Below are 18245 nucleotides of genomic sequence, written 5' to 3'. Positions count from 1 at the left end.
AAATTTTCAAAATCTATCACTTGGTTTTTTTAAATCTACTGGTATAATAAATGGGTGGTTAAAGGAGGACAAATACTATGCAAACAGTAGAAAGTATAATCATCGGCGGTGGACCATGTGGTTTAAGTGCCGCTATTGAACAAAAGAAAAAAGGGATTGATACATTAGTAATTGAAAAAGGAAATGTTGTGGATGCTATTTATAACTATCCAACACATCAAACATTCTTTTCTTCAAGTGATAAATTAAGTATTGGCGACATTCCATTTATTGTCGAAGAAAGCAAACCACGTCGTAATCAAGCATTAGTGTATTATAGAGAAGTTGTTAAACATCATCAACTGCGTATCAATGCTTTCGAAGAAGTCCTTACTGTTAAAAAAATTAATAATCGTTTTACACTCACTACTACGAAAGATGTTTATCAGTGTCGATTTCTAACCGTAGCTACTGGTTATTATGGTCAACATAATACTTTAGAAGTAGAAGGTGCAGAATTACCAAAAGTAAAACATTACTTCAAAGAAGCACACCCTTATTTTGATCAAAATGTTGTCATCATTGGTGGCAAAAACTCAGCAGTTGATGCAGCATTGGAATTAGAAAAGGCTGGTGCACATGTCACAGTTATCTATCGTGGTTCTGACTATCCAAAAGCAGTTAAACCATGGATTTTACCTAATTTTGAGTCATTAGTGAAACACGAAAAAATAAACATGGCCTTTAACGCTGAAGTCACAAAAATTACTGAAGATAGTGTTATTTATGAGCAAGATGGAGAAATAATTGAGATTCCTAATGATTACATTTTTGCAATGATTGGTTATCATCCGGACTATAATTTCTTAGAATCAATTGGAATTGAAATCAATGAAAATGAATATGGGACAGCACCAGTTCATAACAAAGAAACTTACGAAACAAATGTAGAAAATTGTTATATCGCCGGCGTGATTGCTGCAGGTAATGATGCAAATACGATTTTTATTGAAAATGGTAAGTATCATGGTGGCATTATCACTCAAAATATTTTATCTAAAAAGCAAACGCCTTTAGAGTCATAATATAAAAAAGAGCTGGATAAGTGATTATTATTTTAGAATACTTTCAATATTCTTAAGATAAAACGTTACTTATCACAACTCTTTTTTTTATAATTGAGCTTCAAAATACTTTTTTAATTGTGCTTTAGTTAAATGATTACTTAAGCCGATTAACAATTTCAGTCTCGCTTTTTGTCCATTTAATCCATTAGAGAAAATAACTCCTTTTTGTTCTAATGTTGCACCGCCACCTTCATAAGCATAAATAGGACCGACAATACCATTAAACGATCTAGATACAAGTATAACTGGAATATTGTTATTTAAACATTGATTCAACCCTTCTAAACATGTAGGTGGCAAATTGCCTTGACCTAGCGCTTCTATTATAATCCCATCAACTTGCTTTTTACTGTAAAAAGCAAGCACATCGCTATTCATTCCCATATACGCTTTCACGAGTGGGATATTTAAAGATTGATTGATATCAGTCAATACTAAATGCCCAAATGGTTTATGATGAAACTGTACACTTTGTTTTGTTATCACACCTAAGGGACCATGATTCGGACTTTGAAATGTATTCGTATTAGAAGTGTGCGTTTTCGTTACATTTCTAGCTGTATGAATCTCATCGTTAAAAACGACCATAACACCCATATTTAATGATTCATCACTAATTGCAACTCTAATTGCTGATAAAAAATTATATAAACCATCTGCACCAATTTCATTGGAAGAACGCATCGCACCCGTGATTACAATTGGTTTTGAGGTGTCTATTGTTAAATCTAATAAATAAGCTGTTTCCTCTAGTGTATCAGTACCATGTGTAATCACATAACCATCATAATCATCTTGATCCTCAGATTGATTTATAATTTGTTTTAAAGTTTCCACATACGCAATATTCATGTGTGGAGATGGTACATTAAAAGGTGTTATTTCAGTTACATCAGCATATTGATTAATAATATTTTGATGATTAGAAATTGGATTGTCTTTATTTGTAACAACTTTGTTCGATTCATCTTGTGACATGCTAATCGTGCCGCCAGTATGTATGACAAGAAGTTTTTTCATGTGTGCATTCCTCCTATTTATAAAATACATATTTATGATAAAATATTATTTATAAAACAACAAGGAAGGGTTACTAAAATGAAACCAATAAATATCGCACTTGATGGACCTGCAGCTGCAGGTAAGAGTACAATAGCAAAACTTGTGGCAGCCAAGTTATCTATGGTGTATGTAGATACTGGTGCAATGTATCGTGCTATAACATATAAATATTTACAATTAAATAAAACAGAAAATTTTTCTGAACTTGTCGAATCAACTGAACTTTCATTAACTTATGACGAAGAAAAAGGACAAAGAGTAATTTTAGACAATCAAGATGTGACAGATTATTTAAGAGAAAATGATGTGACAAATCATGTTTCTTATGTATCTTCAAAAGAATCAGTGCGCTCATTTGCCGTTGAAAAGCAACAAGAGTTGGCACAGCAAAAAGGCATTGTAATGGATGGTAGAGACATTGGTACGGTTGTGTTGCCAGATGCTGATTTAAAAATATATATGATTGCCTCTGTTGAAGAACGTGCTTTACGTCGTCAAAAAGATAACGAACTAAGAGATATACAATCAACAGTAGAACAATTAAAAAAAGAAATAGCCGAACGCGATCACTATGATATGAATAGAGAAATATCTCCTTTGAAAAAAGCAGATGATGCAATAACTATTGATACTACCGGTATGAGTATCGAAGAAGTTACTGATAAAATTTTGACATTAGTAGAAGATATCTAAAGTCATAAAATCATATTATCTATTGATTTTTTTTGTAGTCCTTTTGTTAAAATTATGTAAAAAAGTTATAAAATATCAAAATCAGGGTATATTATTGTAGTAGGTTTTTAAAACTTGTACTACATATAAGTCAATGTAAATTGCTATTGATATTAAAACTATTATCTACATGTTAAGTATCAATTAATATTTTTAAATGTATAGAATGAGAGTATTCACTATAAAGTGGAATTCCTTGACAATTCTGTCAAATTATAAGATGTTATAAATATGTAGTGTAATAAGGAGGCAGACAAGATGACTGAAGAATTCAATGAATCAATGATTAACGAAATTAAAGAAGGGGATAGAGTTACTGGTGAAATTCAAGAAATTGAAGATAAACAAGTAATTGTACATGTTAACGGAGGTAAATTTAACGGTATTATCCCTATAAGTCAACTTTCAACACATCATATTGATAATCCTAGTGATGCTGTTAAAGTTGGTGACGAAATCGGTGCATATGTCACAAAAGTGGAATATGACGAAGAAAATGAGACAGGTGCTTATATCTTATCAAAACGTCAATTAGAAACTGAAAAATCATATGAATTTTTACAAGAAAAATTAGATAATGATGAAATCATCGAGGCTAAAGTCACTGAAGTTGTAAAAGGTGGTTTAGTAGTAGATGTTGGTCAAAGAGGATTTGTACCAGCTTCATTAATTTCAACTGATTTCATCGAAGATTTCTCTCATTTTGAAGGACAAGTTCTAAAATTAAAAGTTGAAGAACTAGATCCAGCAAATAATCGCGTCATTCTTAGTCGTAAAGCTGTAGAAGCATTAGAAAATGCTGAGAAAAAAGATGACTTACTCAATAATCTTAATGAAGGCGATGTCATAGAAGGTAAAGTTGCACGCTTAACAAACTTTGGTGCGTTTATCGATATTGGTGGTGTAGATGGACTTGTACATGTTTCCGAACTATCACATGAGCATGTTAAATCACCAGAAGATGTTGTTTCAATTGGTGAGCAAGTCAAAGTGAAAGTAAAATCTGTTGATAAAGATTCTGAACGTATTTCATTATCAATTAAAGATACGTTACCAAGCCCGTTTGAATCGTTAAGAGGAGAAGTCAATGAAGGTGAAGAAATCGAAGGTAAAGTTGTCAGACTTACAAGCTTTGGAGCCTTTGTTGAAATCAAACCTGGTGTGCAAGGTTTAGTTCATATTTCAGAAATCAGTCATTCTCACATCGGTACACCTGGTGAAGTATTAGAACCAGGACAAGTTGTCAGTGTTAAAATACTCAGTGTCGATATTGACAATGAACGTATTTCACTTTCTATTAAAGCAACATTACCTGACGAAAATGTTGTTGAAAGTGATAGTGAAACAACACAATCATATTTAGATAATAATGAAGACGAAGACAATCCAACACTAGGTGATGTTTTCGGAGATAAACTTAAAGATATTAAGTTTTAATAATTATCATAAGACTAAAAATAAATCTTGTCCTATTTTTACGTTAGGGCAAGATTTATTTTTTTAGTATACATATCAATCAATAAATTAATTGTATTTCATGAAAGTCATTTAAATTGATTCATTAATAATTTCTTTTGAAATACTTACCCCGTATGATAGAATTATAGAGATTAAAAAAGAGAGGAAGTTAGTTATGACTAAACCTATAGTTGCTATTGTAGGAAGACCCAATGTTGGAAAGTCTACAATTTTTAACAGAGTCGTAGGTGAACGTGTCTCAATTGTTGAAGATACACCAGGTGTGACTCGTGACAGAATTTATTCATCAGGCGAATGGTTAACTCATGATTTCAATATCATTGATACTGGAGGTATTGAAATAGGTGATGCACCATTCCAAACACAGATTAGAGCGCAAGCAGAAATTGCCATAGATGAAGCTGATGTCATTATTTTTATGGTAAATGTTAGAGAAGGTTTAACACAAAGTGATGAAATGGTAGCTCAAATGCTATACAAATCTAAAAAGCCCGTTGTATTGGCAGTGAATAAAGTTGATAATCCTGAAATGCGAAATGAAATTTATGATTTTTATTCACTAGGTTTCGGAGATCCGTATCCAATTTCTGGTTCACATGGTTTAGGATTAGGTGATTTATTAGATGAAGTAGTTAAAAATTTCAAAGAAGAAGAGCCCGATCCATATGACGAGGATACAATTCGTTTATCAATTATTGGTCGCCCTAACGTAGGTAAGTCGAGCTTAGTTAACGCGATTTTAGGTGAAAATCGAGTCATAGTATCCAATGTTGCTGGAACAACTCGAGACGCTGTTGATACTGAATATAGCTATGACGATCAAGATTATGTGCTCATAGATACTGCTGGTATGCGTAAAAAAGGTAAAGTATATGAAAATACAGAAAAGTACTCAGTTTTACGTGCACTTAAAGCGATAGAGCGATCAAACGTTGTTTTAGTAGTTATCGATGCTGAACAAGGTATCATAGAACAAGACAAGCGTGTTGCTGGCTATGCGCACGAAGAAGGAAAAGCGATTGTTATCGTTGTCAATAAATGGGATGCTGTAGATAAAGAAACAAATACTATGAAGAAATTCAAGGACGAAGTACGCAAAGAATTTCAATTTTTAGATTACGCACAAATCGCATTTGTTTCAGCAAAAGAACAAAAAAGATTATCTACGCTATTCCCGTATATTTTAGAAGCTAGTGAAAACCATAAAAAACGTGTTCAAAGTTCAACATTAAATGAAGTGATTACAGATGCAATTTCTATGAATCCTACACCAACAGATAAGGGTCGTCGATTAAACGTATTTTATGCTACACAAGTTGCAATAGAACCTCCAACATTTGTTGTGTTTGTAAATGACGTAGAATTAATGCATTTTTCTTATAAACGTTATCTTGAAAATCAAATCAGAGCTGCCTTTGGATTTGAAGGTACGCCTGTACACATCATAACCAGAAGAAGAAATTAATAAATGGAGGGGTTACATGTCTAATATAGCTGTCTTTGGTACTGGGAGTTTCGGTACGGCATTAGCAAATGTCTTAGCTGAAAACGGGCATCAAGTATTAATGTGGGGAAAAAATGAAACGACTGTTAATGAAATAAATGAATTTCATACAAACACTAAATATCTTAAAAATGCACAACTTGAATTATCAATTAATGCAACTACAGATATTTATAAAGCAATAGCGCATTCAGATGTATATCTCATGGCTTTACCTACAAAAGCGATGAGGGAAGTTGCAAGTGAAATTGATTCACACTTAACATCGAAAAAAACTTTTATCCATGTTGCTAAAGGAATAGAAAACGATACTTATAAACGCGTCTCTGAAATGTTAGAAGACTCAATTAGCTCTAAACATAATGCAGGTATTGGTGTACTATCAGGTCCAAGCCATGCTGAAGAGGTTGTTATCAAACAACCAACTACAGTGGCTGCTTCTTCTAAATCACCAGAAGTGAGTAAACTAGCTCAAGATTTATTTATGAATGGTTATTTAAGAGTTTATACGAATGATGATTTAGTAGGCGTAGAATTGGGTGGCGCATTAAAAAATATTATAGCTGTTGCAAGCGGTGTAATTTCAGGCATAGGCTTCGGAGACAATGCCAAAGCGGCATTAATGACTAGAGGTTTAGCTGAAATAAGTCGACTTGGTGAAAAATTAGGCGCAGATCCACTGACATTTTTAGGTTTAGGTGGTATTGGCGATTTAATTGTAACGTGCACATCTACTCATTCTAGAAATTATACATTAGGGTATAAATTAGGTGAAGGTAAATCACTAGAAAAAGCATTAGAAGAAATGAATATGGTGGTTGAAGGTGTATATACTACAAAATCAGTTTATAATTTAGCTAAAGAACATCATATTGATATGCCAATTACAACTGCATTATATAGAGTTTTGTTTGAAAATCAACCTGTTGATGAAAGCGTCAAAGACTTAATGGGACGGGGCAAAAAGGCCGAATAAGATAGAACTATTACACTTTTTTGCAAATATATAACAATTTGATATTAAAATCCTATTAATTCAACGTTTTTTACACATAAATCATTGCAGTTGCAGTATTCGTTGTGTTAAAGTCATACCATAATGATATTAAGTTATCATTATAAACCCTAGGGGAGGTGAATTCATAATGAACAAAACAGATTTAATCAATGCTGTTGCAGAACAAGCTGATTTAACTAAAAAAGAAGCTGGTTTAGCTGTAGATGCAGTATTCGAATCAATTCAAACATCACTTTCTAAAGGTGAAAAAGTACAATTAATTGGATTCGGTAATTTCGAAGTACGTGAACGTGCTGCTCGTAAAGGACGTAATCCACAAACTGGTAAAGAAATTGATATCCCTGCAAGCAAAGTTCCAGCATTCAAAGCTGGTAAAGCTTTAAAAGATGCAGTTAAATAATTCTTTACTTAAAAGTGAAGCCCTTGTTACAGGGGCTTTTTTCTTTTGGTAAAAACTTTTAAATACAAATAAAAATAGATTGCAAACTAAGTCTCTTAATATGGTATCATTCGATATGATGATATGATATTAAGAGATTTTTAAAGTGATCAAACATCAATTTAGTTTTTACAAAGATAATAAACAAACATAATTAATTTATTTTTATAATTTTTACTATTCACAAAATACATAAAACGTATATATTTATCACTTTGAAAACCGTTGATTTTAATTTTCCCTATATAATGTTAATATGTATATTGATAATAACGTGAGGTGTGAACATGGAAACGACATTAAGTATTTTTGAAAAACAAATTACCCAACGCTTGAAAGGTATACATCATTATGACGCTATTTATATAAATGAAGTATTAGCAAAAATCCTTGATTCTTATGATATACCTGAAGATGCTAAATTAGCTTGCCTCACTATAGATACTGCAATGCGTCATTTAGATGAGGTTTCCAAAAATTTATCCTCTAAGAAAGCCATTTTGATTGGTGATTTACTAAGCGCTCACTTTTATACATTATTAGCGAAGTTACATGATCCAATTTTTCAAAAGCAAATTAGTTCAGCGATTGTTGAAATTAATGAAATGAAATCCTCCATCCATAACGGAGTGATTCCCAAAGAAGAAATCGGTCATTTTATTTTAAAAATTGAAAATAAATTTCCACTTATTACTATCAATCGATACGTACCAAACATGGAAACAACAGATATCAATCAAAAATTATTAGCAAACTTATTAGAAAATCATCCTTCGTATTTAAAAAAATATTCGAAAGATGAACTAAATACATTTTTAGAAGAAATTAAATTAGAAATTAATTAAAAAAGAGGTAATCAATGATGGCAGATAATAAAGCAAAAAAAGAACAAGTACATAACGTTTTTCAAAATATTTCTGGAAAATATGATCGCCTAAACAACATCATCAGCTTTGAACAACACAAGACATGGAGAAAACGCGTAATGAAAGAAATGAGTGTTAAAGATGGTAGCAAAGCATTAGATGTTTGTTGCGGAACGGCAGACTGGACCATTTCTTTAAGCAAAGCAGTCGGTCCTTCTGGTGAAGTATTAGGTGTAGATTTTAGTGAAAACATGCTTGAAGTAGGTAAAAAGAAAACAGCGGACATGCAAAATATCCAACTCATTCATGGTGATGCAATGCATTTACCATTCGAGGATAATGAATTTAATTATGTCACAATTGGCTTTGGTTTACGTAATGTACCTGATTACCTTGCAACGCTTAAAGAACTAAATCGAGTTTTAAAGCCTGGTGGAATGGTTGTTTGCTTAGAAACAAGTCAACCAACAGCTCCAATATTTAAACAATGTTATAAATTATACTTTAAATTTATAATGCCTATATTTGGTAAAATATTTGCGAAATCGAAAGATGAATATGAATGGTTACAGCAATCTACTTTTGATTTTCCAGACAAAGAAAAATTAAAACGTTTATTTTCACAAGCAGGATTTAGTAATATTAAGGTACGTAGCTTCACTGGTGGCGTTGCAGCGATGCACCTAGGCTATAAATAAAAATGAAACAACCAAAGGTGATGACTGTGTCAAAGTTAAATATGAACAATGAAATTAAAATAATTGAACAGCGATTGGAAGAAGCATTAATAAGTAAGGATCAAACCTTAGAAGATGCTTCTTATCATTTATTTTCATCAGGCGGAAAACGTGTAAGACCTGCCTTTGTAATATTAAGTAGTCAATTTGGCGAAGAAATTAATGAAGATGTCTATCGTGTTGCTGTAGCACTCGAATTAATCCATATGGCTACTTTAGTACATGATGATGTTATTGATAAAAGTGATAAACGTCGCGGTAGTTTAACGATTGCCAAAAAATGGGATCAAGACACTGCAATTCTCACAGGTAATTTTCTATTAGCTGTCGGTTTAGAACATATTTCAAATATTGAGGATAACCGAGTACATAAAGTGATATCTAGTGCAATTGTCGAAGTATGCATGGGTGAATTGTACCAGTTTCAAGATCAATTCAATGCACATCAAACAATTACTAATTATTTAAGAAGAATCAAACGTAAAACTGCATTGCTTATACAATTATCAACAGAAGTTGGAGCAATTGCTTCACATGCTGATACCAAAACGGTTCGTAATTTGAAAATGATTGGTCATTATATTGGTATGAGTTTTCAAATCGTTGACGATATTCTAGATTTTACTAGTACTGAAAAGAAATTAGGAAAACCAGTGGGCAGTGATTTAATGAACGGCCATTTAACGTTACCAGTATTGTTAGAAATGCGTAAAAATCCTGAGTTTAAATCACAAATAGAACAACTTGGCCCAAACAGTGATCAATCCTTATTTGATAAATGTATACAAACCGTTAAACATTCTGATGTCATAAAACAATCACAAGCAATTAGCGATAGATATTTAGACAAAGCGCTTCATCTTATTGATCAATTAGAAAAAGATGATGCTAAACCAATATTTAAAAAAATTATTAAAAAAGTAGGGAAAAGAAACGTATAATTGTGTGAAAAGCATTGAAAGCGCTTAAATTAACTGTTAATATTATAATGTGCTTCAAGACATTATAATATTTTGTTTTGTATTTTTATAAAACTTACATCACTAACAGGGGGATAAACACACAATGGAAAGAACATTTTTAATGATTAAACCGGACGCGGTTCAACGTAATTTGATAGGTGAAATCGTTTCACGTATTGAACGTAAAGGACTAAAACTTGTAGGTGCTAAACTAATGACAGTACCTAAATCGCTTGCAGAAGAACATTATGCTGAACATACGGATAAACCATTCTATGGCAATTTAATCGACTTTATTACTTCTGCACCTGTATTTGCAATGGTTGTAGAAGGTGAAGATGCAGTACATATTGCGCGTCACATTATTGGATCAACAAATCCATCAGAAGCTACACCTGGTACAATCAGAGGAGACTTTGGTTTAACTGTAGGTAGAAACATTATTCATGGTTCAGATTCAGTTGAATCTGCTAATAAAGAAATCAATCTTTGGTTTAATGAAGAAGAATTAAGTGATTTTACAGAATCACGTGAAGCATGGTTATACGAATAATCATCGTTGAATCGATACACCATTACATGTAAGATGATATGCGTTATTAACTTAATTATTTAATACGCTCAACAATAAAGATAAAAAATGATAGTAAAAATACGATTCATGGTCGTATCCGTAAAATCAAAACACTTTCGTTAAATTCATAATAAAATGAATTTATGCGAAGGTGTTTTTTATGTATAAAAGCTGCAATTGCATTCTAAAGTGAAGTCGTTTAATATCTTAAGTTATTACTGAATTTTAAACAGATGTTATAGTTGTATGTAAGGAAATCTTATAAAGTTTAGTTATTTGAAATTTTTCTGTTAATTTGAACAATTGAATATGATAAGATAAGGAACATATAATCATTTAAAGTACTAAAGAACGGAGTGGGTAAATAATGAGATATTTAACTTCAGGAGAATCACATGGTCCACAACTAACAGTAATTATTGAAGGTGTGCCAGCAAATTTAGAAATTCATGCTACCGATATAAATGAAGAAATGTTTAAACGTCAAGGTGGATACGGTAGAGGCAGACGCATGCAAATTGAAAAAGACAGTGTTGAAATTGTATCTGGGGTACGTAACGGATATACGCTTGGTAGTCCAATCACGCTTATTGTCACAAATGATGATTTTAAACATTGGAGAAAAATCATGGGCGCTGATCCTATTAGTGATGAAGATCAAGAAAACATGAAGCGCGTCATTACAAAACCACGTCCAGGTCATGCCGATTTAATCGGCGGTATGAAATATAATCATCGAGACTTAAGAAATGTATTAGAGCGTTCATCTGCTAGAGAAACTGCTGCGCGAGTTGCTGTAGGTGCTGTATCGAAAATATTACTAAAGCAACTCGATATTCATTTTTATAGTAGAGTTATGGAAATTGGTGGTATTAAAGATGATTTAGCTTATGATCTTGAAACAATCAAATCTAATATTGATAAAAATGATGTCCGTGTGATTAATGATGATATTGCGCAACAAATGAGAGATAAAATTGATGACGCCAAAAAGGCAGGAGATACTATTGGCGGCGTTGTACAAACTATTATTGAAGGAGTACCAATTGGTATCGGCAGTTATGTACATTATGACCGTAAATTAGATGGTAGAATTGCTCAAGGGGTTGTAAGTATTAATGCTTTTAAAGGCGTCAGTTTTGGAGAAGGATTTAAAGCAGCCGAAAAACCTGGCAGTGAAATACAAGATGAAATACTTTATGATACAAACAATGGTTATTACAGAGGATCAAATCATTTAGGTGGATTTGAAGGTGGTATGTCTAACGGAATGCCTATTGTTGTCAATGGTGTTATGAAACCAATTCCAACATTATACAAACCGCTAAATTCAGTAGATATTAATACTAAAGAATCTTTTAAAGCTTCTGTTGAACGCTCTGATAGTTGTGCCGTTCCAGCTGCAAGTGTTGTAGTAGAAAATGTCGTTGCTTTTGAACTTGCAAAAGCATTATTAGAAGAATTCCAATGTAATCATATCGAGCAATTAAAATCACAAATTGAAGAACGCCGCTTGTTGAATATTGAATACTAAATTATAAGATTAGCCAGGTGATATCGATGAAATTACAAACTACGTATGAGACTAATAATTATCCTATTATCATAGAACATAACGCGCTAAAACATTTACGTCATTACATTGAAAATTATAAAGATATTGTACTAGTCGTAGATAATACAATTGCTCAAAAATGGGATGATACATTAGAATTTATTACATCTGAATACGATGCTCACATGTTGGTTGTACCGTCAGGTGAGTCTACAAAATCTTTAGATTATTATGCAGAGACTATAGAAACATTATTGAGCAAAAATTTGACTAGAAATACTTGCATCATTGCAGTAGGTGGTGGCGCTACCGGTGATTTCGCTGGTTTTTTAGCTGCTACCCTATTGAGAGGCGTTGATTTTATCCAAGTACCTACGACGATATTAGCACATGATTCTAGTGTTGGTGGTAAAGTGGGAATCAATTCAAAACACGGTAAAAATTTAATTGGTGCATTTTATAGACCAACTGCGGTTATCTATGATTTGAATTTTCTCTCAACGCTTTCTTATACAGAAATATTGAGTGGTTACGCTGAAGTATATAAGCATGCATTGTTAACTGATGCCGATGCAGTACGTAATATTGAATCACATTTTTATGATAAGACAACGTTAGCGTCTTTAGATGAAATGGAATATTATATTTATAAAGGCATAGAGACAAAGTTAAATAATATTGTAAAAGATGAAAAAGAATCAAACGTTCGTAAATTTTTAAATTTAGGACATACTTTTGGTCATGCCGTTGAATACACATTTAAAATACCACACGGTCATGCCGTGATGATTGGCATTCTTTTTCAATTCATCGTATCGAACCATATTTTAAACCAAAAATTTGATATTTTACATTACGTCAATTATTTTAGTTCTCTAGATTATCCATTAAATATCATCAATACCTTCAAATTCGATTCACTTTATGAATTAATGTTAAGAGATAAGAAGAATGACCAACAAGGCGTACAGATGGTTTTATTAGAAGGTATAGGAAATCCTGTGGTTAAACATGTCGATAAATCCACTTTAGTAGAGAGTTTCACGACATTACAAACATATTTTAAAAAGTAGGTGGCATAATTGGTTAATAGTAAAACAATTGATATAAATGGTCCTCTGATTGGAGAAATAGAAGTTCCAGGAGATAAGTCAATGACACATAGAGCGATTATTTTAAGCTCATTAGCATCAGGTAGGTCAACGATATATAAACCCTTACTTGGTGAAGATTGTATTCGTACAGTAGAAATTTTCCGTCTACTTGGTGTCGAAATAGAAATTTTAGAAGATAAAATTGAAATAAACTCACCTGGATATAAATTTTTCCAAACACCACATCAAGTACTCTATACTGGCAATTCTGGAACGACGACACGTTTAGTTGCTGGATTATTATGCGGACTAGGCATTGAAGCAGTCCTTTCTGGTGATGCTTCTATTGGTAAAAGACCGATGGATCGAATTATGAAACCTCTAACGTTAATGAATGCAGATATTTCAGGTGTGAATCATAACTTTACGCCTTTAATCATCAAACCTGCTCAAATTAAAGGCATATCATACCAAATGGAAGTCGCAAGTGCTCAAGTTAAAAGTGCAATATTATTTGCAAGCTTGTTTGCAAACGAAAAAACAACGATTTCTGAAATAGGTATAACGCGCAATCATACAGAAACAATGTTTGAACATTATCAAATTCCGATTACTTACAATGATAAAATGATTCAATTACCTGAAAATAGTATTGAACATATTACTGCCACTGATTTTCATGTACCTGGGGACATTTCCTCAGCTGCATATTTCATTGTTGCAGGGTTGATAACTCCAGGAAGTGATATTACAATTCACAATGTTGGCATAAATCCAACACGTTCAGGTATCATAGATATCGTGACACAAATGGATGGAAATATAACTTTATTCAATCAAACTAATGGGTCAGAACCTACCGCTTCAATACGCGTACAATATACACCAAATATGAAACCTATCCATATTGAAGGTGAATTGGTACCAAGAGCGATTGATGAATTACCAGTTATCGCCTTACTTTGTACTCAAGCAAATGGAACAAGTATTATAAAAGAGGCGGAAGAATTAAAGGTCAAAGAAACCAATCGTATTGACACTACGGCAAACATGTTGAATTTATTAGGTTTCACCTTACAACCAACAAGTGACGGCATGATTATCCATCCATCAAGATTGGAACAAACTGCCACAGTGGATAGCTTTACTGATCACCGCATTGGTATGATGCTTGCTGTAACTTCTTTACTAACTAGTGATACATTAACGATTGATCAATTTGATGCAGTCAATGTTTCCTTCCCAGGTTTCTTAGCTAAATTTAATCAATTAGAAAAAGAGGGATAAAGTATGGAAGATATCTATAAACTTATAGATGATATCAACTTACAAAAACTAGATAACTTAGATACACGGGTAAATGACGCGCTAAGTTCTCCAAAAGACGATGCGCTCTTTATACTCGGTGAAACATTATATAACTATGGACTAATGCCACAAGGTCTTGAAGTATTTCGTACACTTTATCACAAATACCCAGATGAAAGTGAACTGTTAATTTATTTCATTGAAGGACTGATTGCGGAAGATCAAACGGATGAAGCATTAGAATATTTAAGCACTGTTGAACTATCTACAGAACGTTTGATGCTAGAAGCAGATTTATACCAACAATTAAATATGCTTGAAGTGGCTATAGATAAATTAGTAGAAGCTATTGATATCGAACCAAATGACCCAATCATACACTTCGCATTGGCAGAATTACTTTACTTTGATGGTCAATATTTACGTGCTTCTTCGGAATATGAAACGGTATTAGAAACGGGAGAATATCAAATCAATAATGTTAATTTATTCTCACGTTTAGCTGATTGTAGCTTACAAAGTGGAAATTATAGTGATGCCATCACAATGTTCAATGAAATCAGCGAAGATGAAATGGATTCAGAAATATACTTCAAAAAAGCCATTGCTTATGAAAAAAATGACTTAACACAGGAAGCTATCAAATTAGTGCAAACACTATTATCAAAAGATCCAGACTTCCTACAGGGCTACTTTTATCTACAACAATTATATGAAAACGAGCATAATCATGCAGATGCCATTGAAATTGGTAAAGAAGGGTTGCGCTTGAGTCAATTTTATAAAGAATTAATGGTATCAACAGGTAGTATTCAAATAGAACACGGAGATGCTAATGAAGGTGTACAATTGTTACTACAAGCCTTAGACGTAGATAATGCTTATCAAGAACCACTTTTAATCTTGAGTGATTTCTTTAGACAAGAAGAAGATTACGATTCAATTATTAGCTTATTACAATATGTAGATGAAGAAGATTTAGATCCCGTATTTATGTGGCATGTAGCACATGCTTTAGGTCAAGAAGAGCGAGATAAAGAAGCACAACATTTCTTTGAATTAGCCTATCCAACCATGAGAACGCAATCAGCATTTTTAAGTGATTATTATTTCTATTTAGTTGAAATAGGTTATATAGAACAAGCACAACAAATCTTAAAGCAATTGCTAGAAATAGACCCATCGAACGAAACTTGGCATGATGAAGCTGAAAGATTGCAATCATTCTAAAAAGTAAAGAAGGTGAGTATATTGACTGATACCTTACAACAATTAAAAGCAAGTTTTATAGAATACGTATTATTTCAGTATCGTTTTAAATCTCGAATTAGTGTATGGGTATTAAATTTGATAAAATCCTCACCTGAACTTTTACAAAAAATATACTTTGTAGATGAGCAAATTCCCAGTCATAACACTTTAGAAATTGCAACTGTGAATACAGACAACATCGCCATAAAACTTATAGTAGAGGATCAACAATATATTAATAATGAAAAAATATTTGACTATATCGCAAATCAAAATATCTTTTTTGATATCAAATTATATTTAAATAAAGAAGATTCTAGAGATACGAAATTAGACGATTTATTGTTAACACAATTACTTCACTCTCCATATTATGCCGTATATATTCAAGATATATATGGTTTGCCATTATCAAAACAAAGTGAATCATCTATTATCAAATATTTACAAGACAATATTGACTTAAGTCTGCAACTTCAGGATAGAGCTTTATTTTATCAATTAACTCAAATCCTAAATACATTTAAGTTGAGGAATCTTAATACATTATCGAAGGATTGACTATATGAACATTTACTCACTATGGCAACTTATCATTTTTAATAAAGGTATGCTGTATTTCTTATTAATATGTAATTTACTAGGCACAGTTTACGGGTATATTTGGTACGGTTCACAAATGAGTGCTACAACTTGGCAATTTATACCATTTGTACCTGATAGCCCAACTGCATCATTATTTTTATGTATTGCTATTCTAGGGTTGATTGTTAACAAGAACTTACCAATCATCGAAGCACTCGCTTTTGTCACATTAATCAAGTATGGAGTATGGGCTGTAATTATGAATATCATTCTTTTTATTCAATACGATATGATTACAATTACAGGTTGTATGTTGATACTTTCTCACGGCATTATGGCAATTGAAGGTTTTATTTTTTATCCAAGATTTAAAGTGACGATTTCTGCCTTTTTCGTAGCGATGATATGGGTGTTTCATAATGACATTATCGATTATGTATTTATGCAATATCCTTTTTATGATTTTATTGCAAGTCACATTGAAGCAATTGCATACTTAGCATTCTGGTTAAGCGTTATACCTTTAGTTTTATATTTAAGTTTAACTCTATTTAAAAAAGATAAAATATTTGACCATTATTAACGTCCACAGTAAAATGTTTATAAAGGAGTGAGGATTTTTGTCTTTTATTTATATGATTATATACTTTGTTATTTTAATGGTTCTGCCTCTATGGGCACAACACAAGGTTAAATCTAACTATGAAAAGTATTCTCAAGTGAGATCAACTAGTGGGAAAACAGGGCGTGAAGTAGCGCTTGAAATACTCCATTCAAATGGAATTTATGATGTAGATGTTGTCGAAGGTAAAGGATTTCTAACAGATCACTATGATCCTAGTAAAAAAGTTCTTGTCTTATCACCAGCAAACTTCAATAGACCTTCAGTTGCTGGTACAGCAATTGCAGCCCATGAAGTAGGACATGCTATACAGCATGCCCAAGGATATTTCTTCTTAAGATTTAGAACTTCATTAGTACCTTTAGCAAATATTGGTAGTTCTTTAGGTTACATGGCAGTGTTTGCTGGTATTGTGTTAACGAGTTTACAGAGTACATTGGGTTCAACTGCACTTTGGATAGGTATTGCGTTAATGTCATTCGCAGTATTGTTCTCAATTGTTACCTTGCCAGTCGAATTTGATGCTAGTAGTAGAGCAATGAAACAAATTAAAAGCTTAGATATTGTTAATGAAAAAGAATATCGCCATGCAAAAAAAGTATTATCGGCTGCTGCAATGACTTATGTTGCATCAACTGCTGTAGCATTAGCAGAACTTGCACGTTTCATTTTAATTGCTAGATCAAGTGAATAATTTAGCCATGCAAATGAGATAGAAATATAAATTATTTAAATTTATTTCACTGTTTCACAACGCTTTGGTTGATAAAATTAGGATAAGAGGTTGAGGCAATCATTTTGCCCAATCTCTTTTTTTATGTATACAATTATTATTTTTTAAAATATAGATTTAAGATGGTGACTTCCTTTACATCTATTATTGTTATACCTCAGCACATCATATTATCATTTAATTTAAGTACTTAATTCATATTGAATAGTGTATAAAGGTTGCAGGAATAATGCATGAATCATAGAATTAGTCTATACTATAAAAGAAACTGATAGAATGAGAGGCGTTTATCATGAAATCGATGAAAGACATGCAAATCGAAGTAGATGACTATATAAACCAATTTAAAACTGGCTACTTTTCACCTCTAGCAAATCTCGCAAGGTTATCAGAAGAAGTAGGAGAGTTATCAAGAGAAATCAATCATTTTTATGGAGAAAAAAAGAAAAAAGATAGTGAAGCTGCAAACACGGTGAAGGCAGAACTTGGAGATAATTTATTCGTGTTACTATGTATAGCTAATTCCTTAGACATAGATATGACTGAAAGTTTTAACGAAACAATGGATAAGTTTAATACACGAGATAAAAATCGTTTTGAAAGAAAATAGATTGATAT

General features: G+C 32.3%; 19 protein-coding genes. 18 read left to right on the top strand and 1 reads right to left on the bottom strand.

Going from position 1 to position 18245, the window contains the following annotated elements; all coding sequences use genetic code 11:
• Positions 1-77: 77 nt before the first annotated feature.
• Positions 78-1064 (top strand): bacillithiol disulfide reductase YpdA, encoded by a 987-nt coding sequence (gene ypdA, locus MUA21_RS06190; RefSeq protein ID WP_073342027.1) that lies wholly within the window; start codon positions 78-80, stop codon positions 1062-1064.
• Positions 1065-1151: 87 nt separating this feature from the next.
• Here ypdA and MUA21_RS06185 read toward each other — a convergent pair whose 3' ends face one another.
• Entirely contained in the window at positions 1152-2126 is a 975-nt protein-coding gene (locus MUA21_RS06185; RefSeq protein WP_073342030.1) for an asparaginase, read from the bottom strand.
• Between the two features lie 78 nt (positions 2127-2204).
• Here MUA21_RS06185 and cmk point away from each other — a divergent pair, with 78 nt between their 5' ends.
• The 17 genes from cmk to MUA21_RS06100 all read left to right on the top strand — a co-directional run bounded on the left by cmk (position 2205) and on the right by MUA21_RS06100 (position 18237).
• Entirely contained in the window at positions 2205-2861 is a 657-nt protein-coding gene (cmk, locus tag MUA21_RS06180) for a (d)CMP kinase (protein WP_073342033.1), read from the top strand.
• A 297-nt stretch (positions 2862-3158) separates the two neighbouring features.
• Positions 3159-4337 carry a 30S ribosomal protein S1 gene (rpsA, locus tag MUA21_RS06175; RefSeq protein WP_073342036.1) on the top strand — a complete coding sequence of 393 codons (1179 nt, stop codon included), beginning with the start codon at positions 3159-3161 and terminating at the stop codon, positions 4335-4337.
• A 196-nt stretch (positions 4338-4533) separates the two neighbouring features.
• A complete protein-coding gene (der, locus tag MUA21_RS06170) occupies positions 4534-5844 on the top strand; it encodes a ribosome biogenesis GTPase Der (RefSeq protein ID WP_046208224.1) in 1311 nt (436 codons plus the stop codon).
• 16 nt (positions 5845-5860) lie between these two features.
• Positions 5861-6859 carry an NAD(P)H-dependent glycerol-3-phosphate dehydrogenase gene (locus MUA21_RS06165; RefSeq protein WP_262562188.1) on the top strand — a complete coding sequence of 333 codons (999 nt, stop codon included), beginning with the start codon at positions 5861-5863 and terminating at the stop codon, positions 6857-6859.
• Positions 6860-7028: 169 nt separating this feature from the next.
• Positions 7029-7301 carry a non-specific DNA-binding protein Hbs gene (hbs, locus tag MUA21_RS06160; protein WP_019468914.1) on the top strand — a complete coding sequence of 91 codons (273 nt, stop codon included), beginning with the start codon at positions 7029-7031 and terminating at the stop codon, positions 7299-7301.
• Positions 7302-7627: 326 nt separating this feature from the next.
• On the top strand, positions 7628-8185 hold the full coding sequence (locus MUA21_RS06155) for a heptaprenyl pyrophosphate synthase subunit A (protein WP_073342038.1): 558 nt from the start codon (positions 7628-7630) through the stop codon (positions 8183-8185).
• 17 nt (positions 8186-8202) lie between these two features.
• Complete coding sequence (locus tag MUA21_RS06150; RefSeq protein WP_262562187.1) at positions 8203-8904, top strand: demethylmenaquinone methyltransferase; 702 nt, start codon at positions 8203-8205, stop codon at positions 8902-8904.
• A gap of 26 nt (positions 8905-8930) precedes the next feature.
• Positions 8931-9884: a polyprenyl synthetase family protein gene (locus MUA21_RS06145; RefSeq protein ID WP_262562186.1), complete on the top strand. Its 954-nt coding sequence runs from the start codon at positions 8931-8933 to the stop codon at positions 9882-9884.
• Between the two features lie 124 nt (positions 9885-10008).
• Positions 10009-10458: a nucleoside-diphosphate kinase gene (gene ndk / locus MUA21_RS06140; RefSeq protein ID WP_046208228.1), complete on the top strand. Its 450-nt coding sequence runs from the start codon at positions 10009-10011 to the stop codon at positions 10456-10458.
• 388 nt (positions 10459-10846) lie between these two features.
• A complete protein-coding gene (gene aroC, locus MUA21_RS06135) occupies positions 10847-12013 on the top strand; it encodes a chorismate synthase (protein ID WP_107525885.1) in 1167 nt (388 codons plus the stop codon).
• 26 nt (positions 12014-12039) lie between these two features.
• A complete protein-coding gene (aroB, locus tag MUA21_RS06130) occupies positions 12040-13107 on the top strand; it encodes a 3-dehydroquinate synthase (RefSeq protein WP_262562185.1) in 1068 nt (355 codons plus the stop codon).
• Positions 13108-13116: 9 nt separating this feature from the next.
• On the top strand, positions 13117-14415 hold the full coding sequence (gene aroA / locus MUA21_RS06125) for a 3-phosphoshikimate 1-carboxyvinyltransferase (protein WP_046208231.1): 1299 nt from the start codon (positions 13117-13119) through the stop codon (positions 14413-14415).
• 3 nt (positions 14416-14418) lie between these two features.
• A complete protein-coding gene (locus MUA21_RS06120) occupies positions 14419-15666 on the top strand; it encodes a tetratricopeptide repeat protein (protein WP_046208232.1) in 1248 nt (415 codons plus the stop codon).
• 21 nt (positions 15667-15687) lie between these two features.
• Entirely contained in the window at positions 15688-16248 is a 561-nt protein-coding gene (locus tag MUA21_RS06115; protein ID WP_262562180.1) for a YpiB family protein, read from the top strand.
• 4 nt (positions 16249-16252) lie between these two features.
• The gene (locus MUA21_RS06110; protein ID WP_262562179.1) at positions 16253-16855 is read left to right on the top strand and encodes a DUF1405 domain-containing protein; all 603 of its coding nucleotides are present in this window, start codon (positions 16253-16255) and stop codon (positions 16853-16855) included.
• Positions 16856-16892: 37 nt separating this feature from the next.
• Positions 16893-17588 carry a zinc metallopeptidase gene (locus tag MUA21_RS06105; protein WP_046208235.1) on the top strand — a complete coding sequence of 232 codons (696 nt, stop codon included), beginning with the start codon at positions 16893-16895 and terminating at the stop codon, positions 17586-17588.
• A 331-nt stretch (positions 17589-17919) separates the two neighbouring features.
• Positions 17920-18237, top strand: coding sequence for a nucleotide pyrophosphohydrolase (locus MUA21_RS06100; RefSeq protein WP_019468926.1), 318 nt, complete (start codon positions 17920-17922; stop codon positions 18235-18237).
• Positions 18238-18245 lie beyond the last annotated feature (8 nt).

Origin of the sequence: Staphylococcus ureilyticus, assembly GCF_025558845.1 — a bacterium.
GTDB classification, from domain to species: Bacteria; Bacillota; Bacilli; order Staphylococcales; family Staphylococcaceae; genus Staphylococcus; species Staphylococcus ureilyticus.
Note: the sequence above shows the minus strand (reverse complement) of the source record. Positions and strands in the feature narration are given on the sequence as shown.